The sequence below is a fragment of the Actinomadura sp. 3N508 genome, assembly GCF_044326375.1.
Classification (GTDB): domain Bacteria; phylum Actinomycetota; class Actinomycetes; order Streptosporangiales; family Streptosporangiaceae; genus Spirillospora.
Map to the genome: position 1 here is coordinate 198,901 of NZ_JBIRAX010000013.1, position 15,634 is coordinate 214,534.

Annotated in this window: 13 protein-coding genes; 7 read left to right on the top strand and 6 right to left on the bottom strand. The window is 71.1% G+C overall.

Annotated elements, in window-relative coordinates; translation table 11 throughout:
• Positions 1-146 precede the first annotated feature (146 nt).
• Positions 147-593: a hypothetical protein gene (locus ACH34S_RS36100; protein ID WP_395957389.1), complete on the top strand. Its 447-nt coding sequence runs from the start codon at positions 147-149 to the stop codon at positions 591-593.
• Positions 594-602: 9 nt separating this feature from the next.
• Here the strand turns inward: ACH34S_RS36100 and ACH34S_RS36105 are convergent, their stop codons facing one another.
• A complete protein-coding gene (locus tag ACH34S_RS36105; RefSeq protein ID WP_395957390.1) occupies positions 603-989 on the bottom strand; it encodes a winged helix-turn-helix transcriptional regulator in 387 nt (128 codons plus the stop codon).
• A gap of 122 nt (positions 990-1,111) precedes the next feature.
• On the opposite strand from ACH34S_RS36105, the gene ACH34S_RS36110 reads away from it, so the two are divergent.
• Positions 1,112-1,690 (top strand): YceI family protein, encoded by a 579-nt coding sequence (locus tag ACH34S_RS36110; protein ID WP_395957391.1) that lies wholly within the window; start codon positions 1,112-1,114, stop codon positions 1,688-1,690.
• A 116-nt stretch (positions 1,691-1,806) separates the two neighbouring features.
• Complete coding sequence (locus ACH34S_RS36115) at positions 1,807-4,401, top strand: ATP-binding protein (protein WP_395957392.1); 2,595 nt, start codon at positions 1,807-1,809, stop codon at positions 4,399-4,401.
• A gap of 219 nt (positions 4,402-4,620) precedes the next feature.
• On the opposite strand, the gene ACH34S_RS36120 is transcribed toward ACH34S_RS36115, so the two are convergent.
• The gene (locus ACH34S_RS36120; protein WP_395957393.1) at positions 4,621-6,432 is read right to left on the bottom strand and encodes a glycosyl hydrolase family 18 protein; all 1,812 of its coding nucleotides are present in this window, start codon (positions 6,430-6,432) and stop codon (positions 4,621-4,623) included.
• Between the two features lie 192 nt (positions 6,433-6,624).
• Complete coding sequence (locus ACH34S_RS36125) at positions 6,625-7,119, bottom strand: MarR family winged helix-turn-helix transcriptional regulator (RefSeq protein ID WP_395957394.1); 495 nt, start codon at positions 7,117-7,119, stop codon at positions 6,625-6,627.
• A gap of 61 nt (positions 7,120-7,180) precedes the next feature.
• Here ACH34S_RS36125 and ACH34S_RS36130 point away from each other — a divergent pair, with 61 nt between their 5' ends.
• On the top strand, positions 7,181-7,600 hold the full coding sequence (locus ACH34S_RS36130) for a cupin domain-containing protein (RefSeq protein WP_395957395.1): 420 nt from the start codon (positions 7,181-7,183) through the stop codon (positions 7,598-7,600).
• Between the two features lie 5 nt (positions 7,601-7,605).
• On the opposite strand, the gene ACH34S_RS36135 is transcribed toward ACH34S_RS36130, so the two are convergent.
• On the bottom strand, positions 7,606-8,250 hold the full coding sequence (locus ACH34S_RS36135) for a LuxR C-terminal-related transcriptional regulator (RefSeq protein ID WP_395957396.1): 645 nt from the start codon (positions 8,248-8,250) through the stop codon (positions 7,606-7,608).
• Positions 8,202-9,512 (bottom strand): sensor histidine kinase, encoded by a 1,311-nt coding sequence (locus ACH34S_RS36140; RefSeq protein WP_395957397.1) that lies wholly within the window; start codon positions 9,510-9,512, stop codon positions 8,202-8,204. The genes ACH34S_RS36135 and ACH34S_RS36140 overlap by 49 nt, the downstream gene beginning before the upstream one ends.
• Before the next feature lie 156 nt (positions 9,513-9,668).
• Here ACH34S_RS36140 and ACH34S_RS36145 point away from each other — a divergent pair, with 156 nt between their 5' ends.
• Positions 9,669-10,112: a DUF6210 family protein gene (locus tag ACH34S_RS36145; RefSeq protein ID WP_395957398.1), complete on the top strand. Its 444-nt coding sequence runs from the start codon at positions 9,669-9,671 to the stop codon at positions 10,110-10,112.
• A gap of 16 nt (positions 10,113-10,128) precedes the next feature.
• Complete coding sequence (locus tag ACH34S_RS36150) at positions 10,129-12,633, top strand: Tex family protein (protein WP_395957399.1); 2,505 nt, start codon at positions 10,129-10,131, stop codon at positions 12,631-12,633.
• On the opposite strand, the gene ACH34S_RS36155 is transcribed toward ACH34S_RS36150, so the two are convergent.
• Positions 12,630-13,796: a hypothetical protein gene (locus tag ACH34S_RS36155; protein ID WP_395957400.1), complete on the bottom strand. Its 1,167-nt coding sequence runs from the start codon at positions 13,794-13,796 to the stop codon at positions 12,630-12,632. The two genes, ACH34S_RS36150 and ACH34S_RS36155, sit on opposite strands and share 4 nt — an antisense overlap.
• 309 nt (positions 13,797-14,105) lie before the next feature.
• On the opposite strand from ACH34S_RS36155, the gene tig reads away from it, so the two are divergent.
• Positions 14,106-15,617: a trigger factor gene (gene tig / locus ACH34S_RS36160; protein WP_395957401.1), complete on the top strand. Its 1,512-nt coding sequence runs from the start codon at positions 14,106-14,108 to the stop codon at positions 15,615-15,617.
• Positions 15,618-15,634 lie beyond the last annotated feature (17 nt).

Consider the following 15,634-nt stretch of genomic DNA (forward strand, 5'->3'; position numbering starts at 1 on the left):
GACTGCTCGTTCCCCAGCTCGGCGCGGCTAGCTCGCCGTCCCACCTCGTGAAGGTCCATCGCCGACCACGCTACCTCGCGGCGGGAGGTGGGGGCACACGGATTTCCCATCGCGCGTGCGAACGCGCTCGTCTTACCGTGGATTGCATGTACGCCTATGTGGGGCCTGCGGAGTTGCTCGCGCGGGTGCGCCCAGGATTGGAGGGCGAGCCCATCGGGTCGGCCGCGGATGTGGAGCGGCTGCCGCAGGACGAGCCGTTCACCTATGTCGTCGGTCTCGACGGGATGCTCCGGGTCGCCCCGCGCCGGAGCGAACATGTCGCGTGTGCCGGTGGGCGGAACGTCCTGGCGGCGGGCGAAATCAGCTTTGAGGGTAGAAGCGTCACGGAGGTCAGCAACCAGTCCACGGGCTATTGTCCCGGTGCGGAATCCTGGCCTGCCGTGGCGGACGCGCTCGATCGCGCCGGACTGGAAAGGCCGGACGGCTTCACCGCCCTTTTCGTTTTCCGGCACTGTGCTGGTTGCAGAGAACTCAATGTTGTTAAGGACGAGCATTACGTCTGCGTCTTCTGTGACGCAGATCTCGCGCCGTAGTGGCCAGGCTCAGGACGTCTGTTTCAGCGCTTCGGTTTCGGCGAGCCGGGCGTCGTAGTCGGCGCGGGCGGCGTCGATCTGGTCCAGGTGGGATTCGGCCCACATGACGAGGGCGTTGGCCGCGTCCATCAGCGTCGCGCCCAGTGGGGTGAGCGAATAGTCGACGCGTGGCGGCATCACCGGATACACGGTCCGGCTGACGATTCCGTCGCGTTCCAGGCCGCGCAGCGTCACGGTGAGCATGCGCTGGCTGATGCCCTCGATCTCGCGCTTGAGCTCGGTGAACCGCTTGGTGCGCTCGCCGAGCAGCGCGATGACCTGCAGCGACCATTTGTCGCCGACCCGGTCGAGGATCTCGCGGGCCCGGCAGCTCGCCGCGTGCGGGTGCAATCCCATGGTTCTCTCCAGGTGACCGAGGCAGAAAAAAGTGCCTTCTTGTGCCGACTCCGAGGGTGTCCGCACCATGGAGACGGTTCCCGATCGGAACCGCCTTACCTTTCATAACCCCAGGAGACATGATGACGACCGAGCTTGTCGAGGTTCCCGGCTACATCGCGGGCACCTGGACCATCGACCCCGTCCACTCCGGCGTCGGGTTCACGATCAGGCATCTGATGGTCAGCAAGGTCCGCGGCCGTTTCGGGACGTTCGAGGGGACCGTCGTGACCGGCGACGACCCCCTCGGCTCCACGGTGACCGCGTCCATCGACCTCGCCTCGATCGACACCGGCAACGCGCAGCGTGACGAGCACGTCAGGTCGGCGGACTTCCTGGACGTCGCCGCCTACCCGACCATGACCTACCGCTCCACCGGCCTGCGCCGCGACGGTGACGGCTACGTCCTGGACGGCGAGCTGACCCTGCACGGGACGACCAGGCCGGTGCCGCTCACCCTGGAGGTCGAAGGCTTCGGCCCCGACCCGTTCCGGCAGGACGATCCGTTCAAGGGCGCCCGCGCCGGGTTCACCGCGACCGGCGAGATCAACCGGCTGGAGTTCGGCATCGGCGATCGCGCCACCGTCCCGGGCGGCGCGCTGGGGCTGGGGGAGAAGGTCCAGATAGTCCTGGAGATCGAGGCGGTGCTGCAGACCGGCTGAGTCGTCCGCACCCGCCCGGCCGCACGTTCCGTTCATCTTCCGTTCCCCGGGATGAGTGATCATTCGTAAAGGGGTGGAAACGGATCGGAACCCCCACGATCGTGGGGATCCGGGACGTGACCGAGGGCGGAGGGCGGTGGGACCGGATGCCGGACGAGACGTCCACCGGGGCGGCGAGACCCTTGCCGGACGGGCAGGATCCCAGGCGCGCGCGGCTGGCGGCGCCGTGGATCGTGGGCGGGCTCACCGCGGTGATCACGGCGGTGACGACGTCCCTGGACGCGCTGGACCTCGCCGCCCCCGTCCAGGTCGTCGTCACCGGCGGTGTCGCCCTCCTGGCGGGGATCGCGGCGTGGGGCACCACCCAGCAGGGCGGGCCCGGCGACCGTCCCGCCGGGCGGGACGAGATCGAGCAGGGCGTCACGCCCGCGCAGCTCCCGCCCGTGATCGCGCACTTCACCGGGCGGGACGGATCGCTCGCCCTGCTGCGCCGCGCCGCCGCCGACGGGACCGGCTCCCCGGCGTCGCCGCTGGTCGTGTCGCTGCACGGCCCGGCCGGGGTCGGCAAGTCGTCGCTGGCCGCCCGGTTCGCGCACGAGATCGCCGCCGGCTACCCCGACGGGGCGCTGTACTTCGACCTGCGCGGCACGGCCGACGCGCGGGTCGCGCCGGAGGAGGTGCTGATCGGGTTCCTGCAGGCGCTCGGCGTCCGGCTGTCCACCGATCCCGGCGGCCTGCCGGAGCTGCAGAAGCTCTGGTGGACGTGGACGAAGGGCCGCCGCATCCTCGTCCTGCTCGACAACGCCCGCGACGCCGACCAGGTGCGGGCGCTGCTGCCGCCGGTCGGTGGCTGCGCCGTGATCGTGACGTCGCGGCAGCCGCTGCACCTGCGCAACACGGTCGACCGGCGGCTGCGGGAGTTCACCGGCGAGAGCGCGGTGGAGCTGCTCGGCCGGCTCGCCGGGCCGGAGCGGATCGCGCTCGACCCGGTGGCGGCGGCCGAGATCGCCGAGCTGTGCGGGTACCTGCCGCTCGCGATCGGCATCTGCGGCGGCCGGCTCGCCGCCCGCGAGTCGTGGACGCCGCGCGCGATGGCCGACCGGCTCCAGGACGAGCGGCGCCGCCGCCTCGACGAGCTGGAGACCGCCCGCGACATCGACACCAGCGTCCGGGCGAGCCTGGCGCTCAGCTACGACGACTGCAGCCGGACGCAGCGCCGCCTGCTGCGCACCCTGGCCATGCTCGACGCGCCCGACGTGCAGGCGTGGGCGGCGGGCGCGCTGCTCGGCGTGTCCGACCTGGAGGGCGACGACCAGCTGGAGGCCCTGGTGGACGCGCAGCTCGTCGAGTGCTCCGGGACCGACGCGACCGGGCACATGCGGTACCGGCTGCACGACCTCGTCCGCCTGTACGCGCTGGAACGGACGGAGGTCGAGGACGCGGAGAACGAGCGCGACGCCGCCCTGGACCGCGTCCTCGACGGCTACCGCGAGCGCGCCGAACGCGTCGCCGCGAGCCGCTGGCCCCAGGACTGGCACCGCCGGGCGGGGGAGGCGCCCGTCTCCGAGTACTCGGCGCTCGACTGGCTGACCAGCGAACGCCCCGCCCTTCTCGCGTTGCTCGCGCAAGGCGCGGAGCATGAGATGTGGAGTCTGGTGTGGCGGCTTGGCCGGGCCACGTGCTCGCTGTTCCATTCGCTGCGCGTGTTCTGGCCGGAGTGGCGGGCGGCGGCGGAACTGACCTACACGGTCGCCACCCACATGGACGACGACCAGGCCGTGGGGATCGCCTTGCTCGAACGGTCGTCCGTCCAGGGAAACCAAGGGTTCATGGAGAGCGCGTACAACGACGCGTCCGAAGCCCTCCGCATCTTCACCGGCGGCAGGGAGATGTGGTGGCGCGCCCGCGCTCTGCGCGCCGCCGGCATGTGCCTGCGCGACGCCGGCAACGTCGACGAGGGACAGGACTACCTCATCGAGGCGATCGACGCGTTCGCGGATGAGGGCGACGCCTGGTGGCGGGCCAGGACGCAGCGCAACCTCGCGGAACTGCGCCTCGCCCAGCGCCGCTACGAGGAGGCCCGCGGCCTCCTCGAACAGGCTTTGGGGGTCTTCCAGCGCAACGGCAACCGGTACTCGGAGGCGCAGACGCTCCGCGCGCTCGGGGAGGTCCTGGCCGCCGAGGCGCGGGCGCTCCGCGCGTCCGGCGACATCGCCGCCGCGGACGTGAAGCACAGCCTGGCGGCGCCGACGCTGGAGCGGGCGATCGAGGCGTTCCGGCTGCGCGGCGAGCAGTGGGAGGCGGCCCGCTGCCTGCGCGCCGCGGGCGAGACCGGCGACCCGCGCAACGGGCTGCGGGAGCTGCGGTTCGTCCGCGAGTCCGCGCGGACGCTGGAGGCGCTCGGCGACACCTGGGGCCTGGCCCGGACCCGCATCTCGGAGGGCCGCGCCCTCGGCCGGCTGGGGCGGCACGACGAGGCGGCCGAGGCGCTGCGGCGGGCGGTCGAGGCGTTCGACGAGCTCGGCGACCGCTGGTGGCAGGCCCGGAGCCGCCGCGCCCTCGCCGAGGTGCTGCTGGACGCGGGCCACCGCGAACCGGCCGCCGCCCCCGCCCGCGAGGCCCTCGACCTGTACCGCAGCCTTGGCAACGCGTCCGGCGAGGCCCGTGCCCGCGCCGTTCTGGCCCGTACCGAGACCCGCGCCGAGAGCTGATCCGGAGAACTGATCCGGAGAACTGATCCGAGAACTGAGCCGGAGAACGATAAGGGCCCTTTCCCGGCGGCGGGGGGCGCCGGGAAAGGGCCAGGGCCCGTGGCCGGGGTGCGGCCAAGGGCGGGCCCCTGACCGGCGTCCGGTTGGTCAGGGGCCCGATGTCTCGGCTGTCTTCAGGGGCTGGGAGGACCCCCTCTGCGAACAGCTCAGCCGAGACGGCTATCGGATGGCGTTGATGAGCTCGCCATTTGCGGTGTCACCGCTGAGTTCCCAGAAGAACGCGCCGCCGAGGCCTTCGGATCCGGCCCAGGCCGACTTGCTGCCGATCGTGGCAGGCGTGTCGTAGCTCCACCACTGGTTACCGCAGTGGGCGTAGGCGGTCCCGGCGATGGTGCCGTTCGAGGGGCAGCGTCCCTTGAGGTCCTTGTAGTCCTCGATGCCCTGCTCGTACTTGCCGGGTGCGGGTCCGGTGGCGGTGCCGCCGGGCTCCTTCTGGGTGACGCCCGTCCAGCCGCGGCCGTAGAAGCCGAGCCCCATCAGGAGCTTGCTGCCGGGGACGCCCATGGACTTCAGCTTGGCGATGGTGTCCGCCGTGTTGAAGCCCTGCTGCGGGATGCCCGGGTAGGACGTGAGCGGCGAGTGCGGCGCCGTCGGTCCCTGCGCGTCCCATGCCCCGAAGTAGTCGTAGGTCATGGGCAGGTACCAGTCGACGTACTGCGACGCGCCCTTGTAGTCGGCCTTGTCGAGCTTGCCGCCCGAGCTGGCGTCAGCGGTGATCGCCGCGGTCACGAGGTTGTTCGAGCCGAACTTGGTCCGCAGCGCGCTCATCAGGTTCGTGAACGCGGCCGGGCCGCTCGTGTCGCAGGTCAGACCGCAGGCGTTCGGGTATTCCCAGTCGATGTCGATGCCGTCGAACACGTCCGCCCAGCGCGAGTCCTCGACCAGGTTGTAGCAGGACTCGGCGAAGGCCGCCGGGTTCTGCGCGGCCTGGCCGAAGCCGCCGGACCAGGTCCAGCCGCCGAACGACCACAGCACCTTGAGGTTCGGGTACTTCTTCTTCAGCTTGCGGAGCTGGTTGAAGTTGCCGCGCAGGGGCTGGTCCCACGTGTCGGCGACGCCGTCGACGCTCTGGTCCGCGCCGTACGCCTTCTCGTAGTCGGCATACCCGTCGCCGATGGTGCACCGGCCGCCCTGGACGTTGCCGAACGCGTAGTTGATGTGGGTCAGCTTGCGCGCGGAGCCACTCGTGTCAATGTTCTTGACGTGGTAGTTCCGCTGGTAGACGCCCCAGTTGACGAAGTAGCCGATGACCTTGCCGGCCGTGCCGTTGCCGCCTTCGTCGGTGGTGACCTGGAGGGGAGCGGAAGCAGGGGAGCTCTTTCCAGAGGCGTCGTTCGCCTTGACCGTGAAGGTGTAAGCGGTCTTCGGCGTGAGACCGGTGATGTTGGCGCCGGTCTCGCTTCCCGAGGCGACCTTGCTGGTGCCCTGGAAGACGTCGTAGCTGGTCACGCCCACGTCGTCGGTGGACGCGTCCCACGCGATCCCGACGGTGGTGGCGGACTTGTTGACGAGGCGGAGGCCCATGGGGGTGGTGGGAGCCTCGAGGTCCTCTTCGCCGTTGCCGCCCCCGTCGCAGGACGCGCCGTTGATCTTGCAACCGGTGAAGAAGCCGGAACCGGTTCCGTTGAACCCGAAACTGGTCGTGCTGTTCGCCGAGAGCGTGTTGCTCCAGGTCGGGTTGGTGAAGGTGTAGTGGTTCCCGGAAACGGCCCGGTTGGCGTTCCACACCGACGTCACGCTGGTCCCGGCCGGCAGGTCGGCTTCGAGCTTCCAGCCGCTCAGCGGGGCGTTCGTCCCGTTGGTGATCGTGCACGAGCCGCCAAAGCCGGTGCCCCAGTCCTGCGTCTTCTTACACTCGGCGGTGACCGTCCCTGCCGACGACGCCGGAGGCGCCACCAGCAGGGCGGCCGCGACCGCCAGGGTTGCTGCGCCGGCGAGCACCGTGGCCCGCCGTCCGCCCGGTCTTGACATGATTCTCCGTTCGTTCGGCCCCCGAGCAAACAGGAATCCCCGCTCAATTCTTAGGAAACTTTCCTAAGAATTGGGTGGATCGTAACCGGGTGGAACGGTGCGTTCAAGAGCTTCTGGGCAGGTTGGACGCATCGGTGCAGGTGGTCTAAGCGGCTGCCTGGGCACATACGGGCTCAAACCGTCGAAGAATTTTCAGGCGGAGCCGAACCAGCCGGGGACGTCGAGCCGCCACGGATCGTCCGGCGTGACCCTGCGGAGATCGTCCTCCAGGGCGCGGACGCGGCCGGCGCCGAGCCGCTCGACCCAGTCGTCCCGGACGCGGTCGAAGATCCGCGCGGAGCGGGCCAGCGAGTCGACCCCGTGCGCGGTCAGCCGGACGAGCTTGCGCCGCGCGTCGGCGGGATCCGCGGCGCGCTCGACGTACCCGGCGCGCTCCAGCGACTCGATCATCTTGCCCGCGGCCTGCTTGGACACCCCGAGCCGCCGGCCGAGCTCGACCGCGGTCGTGCCGTCGGGGCCGATGGCCTGGAAGACGAAGCCGTGCATCGGGCGGAGGCCGGGATGCCCCTGCTCGGCCAGCTCGGCGTGCACCTCGTCGATGATCACGCGGAACGCGAGGAACAGCCGCAGCGGCAGCTCGTACCCCGGCGCGTCGGCGGGCCCGGCGGGGGGCTCATCAGTTGACATAAAAGACAACCTCGTTGACTATATGGACAACCACATTGTCTAACTTAGGGGATCGGGGCTCATGACGCTCATCCGCGCCGCCGAAAGCCGCCGCACCGGCACACCGAACGGCACCATGACCACCTTCGCGACGCCCACCCAGGGCGGCACCGAAGGCATCGCGCTCTGGCGCGTCGACATGGCGCCCGGCAGGACCGGGCCGCTGCACGCCTTCGACACCGAGCAGATCTGGACGTTCCTGGACGGCACCGCCACCATCGACCTGGACGGGCGCAAGCTGGAGGCGGGCCCCGGCGACACCGTCGTCCTGCCCGCCGGCGTCCCGCGCCAGATGACCTCGCGCCCGGACGCCGGGTTCACCGCCGTCGTCGCGGCCCACGCCGGCTGCCTCGCCTACGACCCGGACGCCGTCGTCGACGACACGAAATGCGACATCGCCCCACAAGGTGACGAGCGGCTCGTCCCGCCCTGGGCGAAGTAGACGCCTCAAGCGCCCAGGTAGGCGAGGACGGCGAGGACGCGGCGGTTGTCGTCCTCCGACTGCGGCAGCCCGAGCTTGGCGAAGATGCTGTTGGTGTGCTTGCTGATCGCCTTCTCGGTGACGAACAGCTTCCCCGCGATCGCCGCGTTCGACCGGCCCTCGGCCATCAGCCCGAGCACCTCGCGCTCGCGGGGAGTGAGCTGCTGCAGCGGCTCCTCGCGGGCGTGCCGGGTCAGCAGCTGCGCCACCACGTCCGGGTCGAGGGCGGTGCCGCCGTCGGCGACCCGGCGGACCGCCTCCACGAACACCTTGACGTCCGACACGCGGTCCTTCAGCAGGTAGCCGATGCCGCCCGTGCTGTCGGACAGCAGCTCCCGCGCGTACAGCTGCTCGACGTGCTGCGACAGCACCAGCACCGGCAGCCCGGGGATCTCGCGGCGGGCCTCCAGCGCGGCCCGCAGCCCCTCGTCGGTGAACGTGGGCGGGAGCCGCACGTCCACGACCGCCACGTCCGGGCGGTGCGTGGTCAGCGCCCGCAGCAGCGAGGGCCCGTTGTCGACGGCCTCGACGACCTCGAAACCGAACGCGCCCAGCAGGCGGATCAGTCCGTCCCTGAGGAGGGCGAGATCTTCGGCGATGACAACGCGCACGGCAGCTCCATGGTCACGACGGTCGGCCCGCCGGGCGGGCTCGTGACGGCCATGGTCCCATCGAAGGCGGCCAGCCTGCGCTCGATCCCCCGCATGCCGGACCCGTGCGCGGGGTCGGCGCCGCCCGTCCCGTCGTCCCCGACGATCATCAGCAGCCGGGCCCCGTCGTGCTCGATCTGCACCCACGCGCGGCGGGCGGCCGAGTGCTTGACGACGTTCGCGAGCATCTCCGCGACCGCGAAGTACGCCGCCGACTCGACCGGCGCGTCGGCACGTCCCGGCAGGTCGGTCTGGACGTCGACGGGCAGCGGCAGCCCCAGCGCCAGCGCCCGGACGGCCCCGTCCAGCCCCCGCTCGGCCAGCACCGGCGGATGGATCCCCCGCACCAGGTCACGGAGCTCGGTGAGCGCCGTCCCGCTCGCGGCGCGGGCCTCGGCGAGGAGCTGCTGCGCGGTCTCCGGGTCGTGCTTCATCATCTCCTCGGCGAGCCCGATGTTCATGCTCAGCGCGACGAGCCGGGCCTGGGCGCCGTCGTGCAGGTCCCGTTCGATGCGGCGCAGCTCGGCCGCCGACGCGTCCACCGTCTCCGACCGCGTCTCCGTCAGCCGCTGGACGCGCTCGGTCAGCGCGCCCCGCGTCGGCGCGAGCAGCGACTGGCAGAACAGCGCGTGCGCCTTCAGGAAGAACGGCCCCACCGGGACGGAAACCACCAGCAGCACCGCACCGAGCACGACGGACCCGACGATTCCGAAGACGCCGTAGTCGTCCAGCGGCCAGAACGGGCCCCACCCGTATCCGGTGATCTGCCCGAGCCACGGCGCGAGGACGATGCCCTCCAGCCCGTAGACGCTCAGCAGCCCGCCGAGAATCCCGAGGACGAGCGCGAGCGGCACGTTCAGGAACGTCCAGAGCAGGTCGCGCCACGTCGCCGGGTCGGAGAACAGCCACTTCAGCCGCCCGAACGGCCCGAGCCCGCCCGGCGGCTCCGGCCGGTACGGGACGGCGATCTCCACGCCCGACCACTCCGCCGCCCACACCCGCTGCTGGTTCGCGATCCCGCGGATCGCCTGGAACACCACCGGCGTGAGCACGACCCCGACGCCCAGCGGGATGAACGCGATCGACAGCACCGCGAGGATGAACAGCGGCAGGTTCGCCACGTACGCCACGACGATCTGCACGACCGCGCGGACGAGGTTGGTGAAGGCACGCCGCCCGTACACGCCGAGACGCGGCCCTATGACCAGCTCACGGTCGCTCACCTGTACCTCCACGAATTCTCTGCCCGGTGAATCCCGGCTCCTATGTCCGGTACATCCCGGCCTCGTCCCCATTGTGGGCGACGGTCGTCCGAGGCTCGGTGGTGTTAGGCCCCCTCTCACCGGCGGTGGAGGTGGGCTTAGACCTACCCTTCCTTCGTGCGATACGTGTTCCTGGACCCGGACGGAGGGCAGCGCGACTGGCTGTACGTCGTCGTCCGCGCCGGTACGGGGATCGTCTATCAGCAGCAGTACGGCGGTACCGCGAACCTGCTCGGCGGTGTGGAGGGATACCTCGTCCCCCTCTGCGGCACGAACCGGGCGAGCGGGCGGGACGGGCTTCTCGAACTCCGTGAGATCTTTGAGAAGGCCATGCGGGGAGCGGGCCGCGCCGGTGGCGGGCTCTCCGCCGATCTGCTCGAACGCGTCCGGTCGGCGGTCGGCGTGATCCACTATTGGACGTCCGGCCGGACCGGCGAATGGGTCCCCGACCACGTTCCGCTGCGGCTCGACGAGAGCCGTGCCGGCGAGCTGGACGAGGCGTGGATCCCCGTCCACACCCCGGACGGACCCGGGGTCCTCCTGTGGGACAACTCAGACTGAAAGCGAAATACGAGCTGTGACAGCGACCAAGAGCCAGACGTCCGCCGGGCATGACGGACCGCCGCCCATCACCCAGCGCATCGCCGCGGAGATCGGCGTGGGGGAGGGGCAGGTCCGGGTCGCGGTGGAACTCCTCGACGGCGGCGCGACCGTCCCGTTCATCGCCCGCTACCGCAAGGAGGCGACCGGGACGCTCGACGACGCGCAGCTGCGCGCCCTGGAGGAGCGGCTGCGCTACCTGCGCGAGCTGGACGAGCGCCGCGCCGCGATCCTGGAGTCGATCGAGTCGCAGGGCAAGCTCACCGACGAGCTGCGGGCCCAGATCGTGGCGGCCGAGTCCAAGGCGCGGCTCGAGGACATCTACCTGCCGTACAAGCCGAAGCGGCGCACCAAAGCGCAGATCGCCCGCGAGGCCGGTCTCGAACCGCTCGCCGACCTCCTGCTGGGCGACCCGTCGAACGACCCGCAGACCGCCGCCGCCGAGTACGTCGACGCGGAGAAGGGCGTCGCCGACGCGGCCGCGGCCCTGGAGGGCGCCCGCTCGATCCTCGTCGAGCGCTTCGCCGAGGACGCCGACCTCATCGGCGCGCTGCGCGAGCGCATGTGGAACCGGGGCCGGATGGTCTCGCGCGTCCGGGAGGGCAAGGAGGAGTCGGGCGCGAAGTTCTCCGACTACTTCGAGTTCGCCGAGCCGTTCGCGAAGCTGCCCTCGCACCGCGTCCTCGCCCTGTTCCGCGGCGAGAAGGAAGAGGTGCTGGACCTCGACCTGGAACCCGAAGACGAACCGGAACCCGGGCAGCGCAGCTCCTACGAGGTCGAGATCGCGCGCCGGTTCCAGATCACCGACCAGAGCCGTCCGGCGGACAAATGGCTCGCCGACACGGTCCGCTGGGCGTGGCGCACCCGGATCCTGGTGCACCTCGGCATCGACCAGCGCACCCGGCTCCGCCAGGAGGCCGAGGACGAGGCCGTCCGCGTGTTCGCCGCGAACCTGCGCGACCTCCTGCTCGCCGCCCCCGCCGGGACCCGCACGACCATGGGCCTCGACCCGGGCCTGCGTACCGGCGTCAAGGTCGCCGTCGTGGACGCCACCGGCAAGGTCGTCGCCACCGACACGATCTACCCTCACGAACCCCGCCGGAAGTGGGACGAGTCGATCGAGACCCTCGCCCGCCTGGCCCGCGAGCACAACGTCGACCTCGTCTCCATCGGCAACGGCACGGCGTCCCGCGAGACCGACAAGCTCGCCGCCGACCTGATCGCCCGGCACCCCGACCTCAAGCTCACCAAGATCATGGTGTCGGAGGCGGGCGCGTCGGTGTACTCGGCGTCGGAGTACGCCGGACGCGAGCTGCCCGGCCTGGACGTGTCGCTGCGCGGCGCCGTCTCCATCGCCCGCCGCCTCCAGGACCCGCTCGCCGAGCTCGTCAAGATCGACCCGAAGTCGATCGGGGTCGGCCAGTACCAGCACGACGTGTCCGAGGTGAAGCTGTCCCGCTCGCTCGACGCCGTCGTCGAGGACTGCGTGAACGCCGTCGGCGTCGATGTGAACACCGCGTCCGCGCCGCTGCTCACCCGCGTGTCCGGCATCGGCGAGGGGCTCGCGGAGAACATCGTCGCGCACCGCGACGCCAACGGCCCGTTCCGCAGCCGCGGCGGGCTGAAGGACGTCCCGCGCCTCGGCCCGAAGGCGTTCGAGCAGTGCGCCGGGTTCCTGCGCATCCCCGGCGGCGACGACCCGCTCGACGCGTCCAGCGTGCACCCGGAGGCGTACCCGGTCGTCCGGCGGATCCTGGACGCGGCCGGCAACGACATCAAGGCCCTCATCGGCAACACGGCCGCGCTGCGCTCGCTGAAGCCCGCCGAGTTCGTCGACGACACCTTCGGGCTGCCGACCGTCACCGACATCCTCGCCGAGCTGGAGAAGCCCGGCCGCGACCCGCGCCCCGCGTTCAAGACCGCGACGTTCAAGGAGGGCGTCGACAAGCTCGCCGATCTCCAGCCCGGCATGATCCTGGAGGGCGTCGTCACCAACGCGGCCGCGTTCGGCGCGTTCGTGGACGTCGGCGTCCACCAGGACGGGCTCGTCCACATCTCCGCGATGTCCGACAAGTTCGTCTCCGACCCGCGCGAGGTCGTCAAGCCCGGCGACATCGTCCGCGTGAAGGTCATGGACGTCGACCTGCAGCGCAAGCGCATCTCGCTGACGCTCCGCCTGGACGACGAGCCCGGCCGCGACCAGCAGGGTGGCGCCGGGCGGCAGCGGGGCCGCCAGGGCGGCGACCGGCGCGAGGGCGGCGGCCGCCCGAACCGCGGCGGGGGCCAGAAACCGCGCGGCGAAGGCCGTGGCCAGGGCGGCGGCCAGGGCGGCGGCCAGGGCGGCGGCGCCAGAGGTGGCCAATCCGGCCAGCCCGCGCAGAGCGGGCAGGGCGGCGGAGGCGCCATGGCCGACGCCCTCCGCCGCGCCGGCCTGGACAAGGGCCTGCCCAGCAACGAGCGGAAGGACCGTAAGAAGCGCTAGTCGGTGAAGCCGCGCCAGCGCCCGTCCGCCCCGGTCTCCGTGGGAGCGGGATTCTGCGGACGGACGGGCCGCCGCGGCGGCGTCGGCTCCGGACGGTTGTAAGGCCCCTGCCCGAGCAGATCCTGCGCGTGCGGTGAACGCTGCGGCGGCACCGACGCGGATTCCGGTACCGACGCGGATTCCGGTACCGGCGCGGCAAGCGGCACCCCGTGCTCGCTGAGCGCCGGTTCCCGCAGCAGCGGGTTCCTCACCGGTTCCTGCGCCGACGACACTGCCTCATGGGACGCTTCCCGCGGCTCGTCCTCGATGGGCCGGTGGCGCGGGAACTGCAGGACGGCGATCACGCCGAGCGCCAGCGCGCCCAGCCGCATCCCCGAATGCGCCATGTCCTGCGGCCACTGCTCCGCATACAGGAACGTCCCCATCGTGAGCAGGTACGTCTTCGCCGTCACCGTCATCACGGTCGAGACGATCGAGACCCGGCAGCGCTGGAACGCCATGACCATGATCCCGAACCCGATCGCCGCCGAGAACACCGTCAGGTACGGCCACGGGGTCAGGGCGATCTCCGGCCGGGCGGCGTCCGCGTGGTCGCTCCACCCCTTGATCGCCAGCTCCGCGGTGCCGACCGGGAAACCCGAGCTCAGCCCGTAGGCGATGCCGGTGACCGGCCGCGCGTGCCGACCGTCCGGCCGGTAGTCGCCGAGGACCAGGATCAGCACCGGCACCGCGACCGCCGGGCCCACCACGACCGCGATCTTCCACAGCGGCGCGTCCGCCGAGCCGATCGGCTCGTCCCCGCTGAGCGAGGCGGTGAGCAGCAGGATCGCGCCGCCGATCAGCAGCAGGCTCAGCCACTCGCGCGGGGTGAGCCGCTCGCCGAAGAACACCAGCGCGATCAGCAGCAGCGGCACGATCCCCGACATGAAGATCGGCACCGCCGTGGACAGCGGCAGCCTGCTGAGCGCGAGGATCTGCAGGCTGAGCCCGCCGAGCACGAACCCGAGCGCGATCAGGAAGATCCAGTTGGTGACGATCGTCCAGGTCATGTGCAGGATCCGGTTGCCCCGGAGCGGGGCCATCCGGTCCGCCGCCACTTTGAAGAAGGCGAACCCGAGGTAGTAGAGACCGGTCGCACTGAAGGCCGCAGCTATCCCGTTCATCCCGGACGAGTATGGGGGTTCTGGTGCTGGATGTCACTGCCTGTACCGAATTGCTGACGCTGATTCGGCGGTCCGGGGAGCCTCCGATGTCCGCAGCCGGCGCCGCTACCCCATAGACTTGGCCGCGCGAAGGCGCGGAGCCGTGTCCGGCGTGCCCGCGCCGCCGAGAGACCGACCGGCCGATGGACGACACGGGCGGGCCGACGCGATGGCGGCCGTCCGCGCGGGCCGAGGGCCTCGCAGGCAGCACCCAGACGCACGCGTCGAACGCCGCGGCGAGAAAGCGCCCGATCAAGGAGACCGACCCCAGTGAAGACCGATGTCGAGGAGCTGACCCCCACGCGGGTCAAGCTCACCGTCGAGGTTCCGTTCGACGAGCTCAAGCCGAACCTCGACAAGGCGTACAAGGAGATCTCGCAGCAGGTGCGGATCAAGGGCTTCCGGCCCGGCAAGGTCCCCGCCCCGCTGATCGACAAGTACGTCGGCCGGGGCGCGGTGCTGCAGGAGGCGGTCAACGACGCGCTTCCCGGGCTGTACGGCCGCGCCGTCGAGGAGTCCGAGCTCTTCGTGCTCGGGCAGCCCGACGTCGAGGTGACCGAGCTGGAGGACGGCACCCAGTTCGCGTTCACCGCCGAGGTCGACATCCGGCCGAAGTTCGAGGTGCCCGACTACGACGGCCTCGAGGTCGTCGTCGACGACGCCGAGGTGACCGACGAGCAGGTCGAGGAGACCCTCGGCAACCTGCGCGAGCGGTTCGCCTCGCTGACCACCGCCGAGCGGGCCGTCGAGGAGGGCGACTTCGCCACCGTCGACCTGGTCGCGCGGATCGACGGCGAGGAGGTCGCCGACGCCTCCACCACCGGCTACTCCTACGAGGTCGGCAGCAAGACCTCCGTCGAGGGCCTGGACGACGCGCTCATCGGCCTCGCCGCGGGCGAGGAGGCCACCTTCACCGGCGCGCTGACCGGCGGCGAGCACGCCGGCGAGGAGGCCGAGATCACGGCCACCGTGCAGAGCGTCAAGATCAAGAACCTGCCCGACCTGGACGACGAGTTCGCCCAGCTCGCCAGCGAGTTCGACACGATCGACGAGCTCCGCGACGACGTCCGGACGCGGCTCGGCCGGCAGGTGAAGGCGCAGCAGCTGTCCGACGCGCGCGACAAGGCCCTCGAGGCGCTGCTGGAGAAGATCGACATCCCGCTCCCCGACGCGGTCGTGGACGAGGAGATCGGCCGCCGCAACCAGCAGCTGGAGCAGCAGCTCCAGATGGCCGGCATGACCAAGGACGACTACCTCAAGGACGAGGAGAAGTCCGCGGAGGAGTTCGACACCGAGGTCGCCGACGCCGCCCGGCTCGCGGTGAAGGGCGGCTTCGTCCTCGACCAGCTCGCCGTCCAGGAGGAGCTGAACGTCGAGAACGAGGAGCTCAGCGAGTACGTCGTCACGCAGGCGATGCAGATGGGCGTCCAGCCGCAGCAGCTCGCCCAGTACCTCACCGAGAACAACCAGCTCCCGGCGATCGTCTCGGAGGTGCTGCGCAGCAAGGCGCTGAACCTCGTCGTCGAGCACGTCACGGTCAAGGACGAGTCGGGCAACGTCATCGACGTCGAGGCCGTCCAGCGCGAGCTGAGCGGCGAGACCGGCGAGACCGTCGAAGCCGAGGCCACCGAGGCCACCGAGGCCACCGGCACCGAGGCCACGGACGAAACGGACGCGGAGGCCGCGGCCGAGACCGATGAGACGCCCGAAGAGGCGGCTGAGGCCGCCGCTGAGGAGTCCCCGGCCGAGGAGCCGGAGGCGCCCCAGGGCAAGTCCTCCTAAGGCGCTCTGGACGTTCT

Coding starts and splice junctions, on each gene's coding strand:
- ACH34S_RS36100 (WP_395957389.1), top strand. CDS start 147: ATGTACGCCTATGTGGGGCCTGCGGAGTTGCTCGCGCGGGTGCGCCCA.
- ACH34S_RS36105 (WP_395957390.1), bottom strand. CDS start 989: ATGGGATTGCACCCGCACGCGGCGAGCTGCCGGGCCCGCGAGATCCTC.
- ACH34S_RS36110 (WP_395957391.1), top strand. CDS start 1,112: ATGACGACCGAGCTTGTCGAGGTTCCCGGCTACATCGCGGGCACCTGG.
- ACH34S_RS36120 (WP_395957393.1), bottom strand. CDS start 6,432: ATGTCAAGACCGGGCGGACGGCGGGCCACGGTGCTCGCCGGCGCAGCA.
- ACH34S_RS36125 (WP_395957394.1), bottom strand. CDS start 7,119: ATGTCAACTGATGAGCCCCCCGCCGGGCCCGCCGACGCGCCGGGGTAC.
- ACH34S_RS36130 (WP_395957395.1), top strand. CDS start 7,181: ATGACGCTCATCCGCGCCGCCGAAAGCCGCCGCACCGGCACACCGAAC.
- ACH34S_RS36155 (WP_395957400.1), bottom strand. CDS start 13,796: ATGAACGGGATAGCTGCGGCCTTCAGTGCGACCGGTCTCTACTACCTC.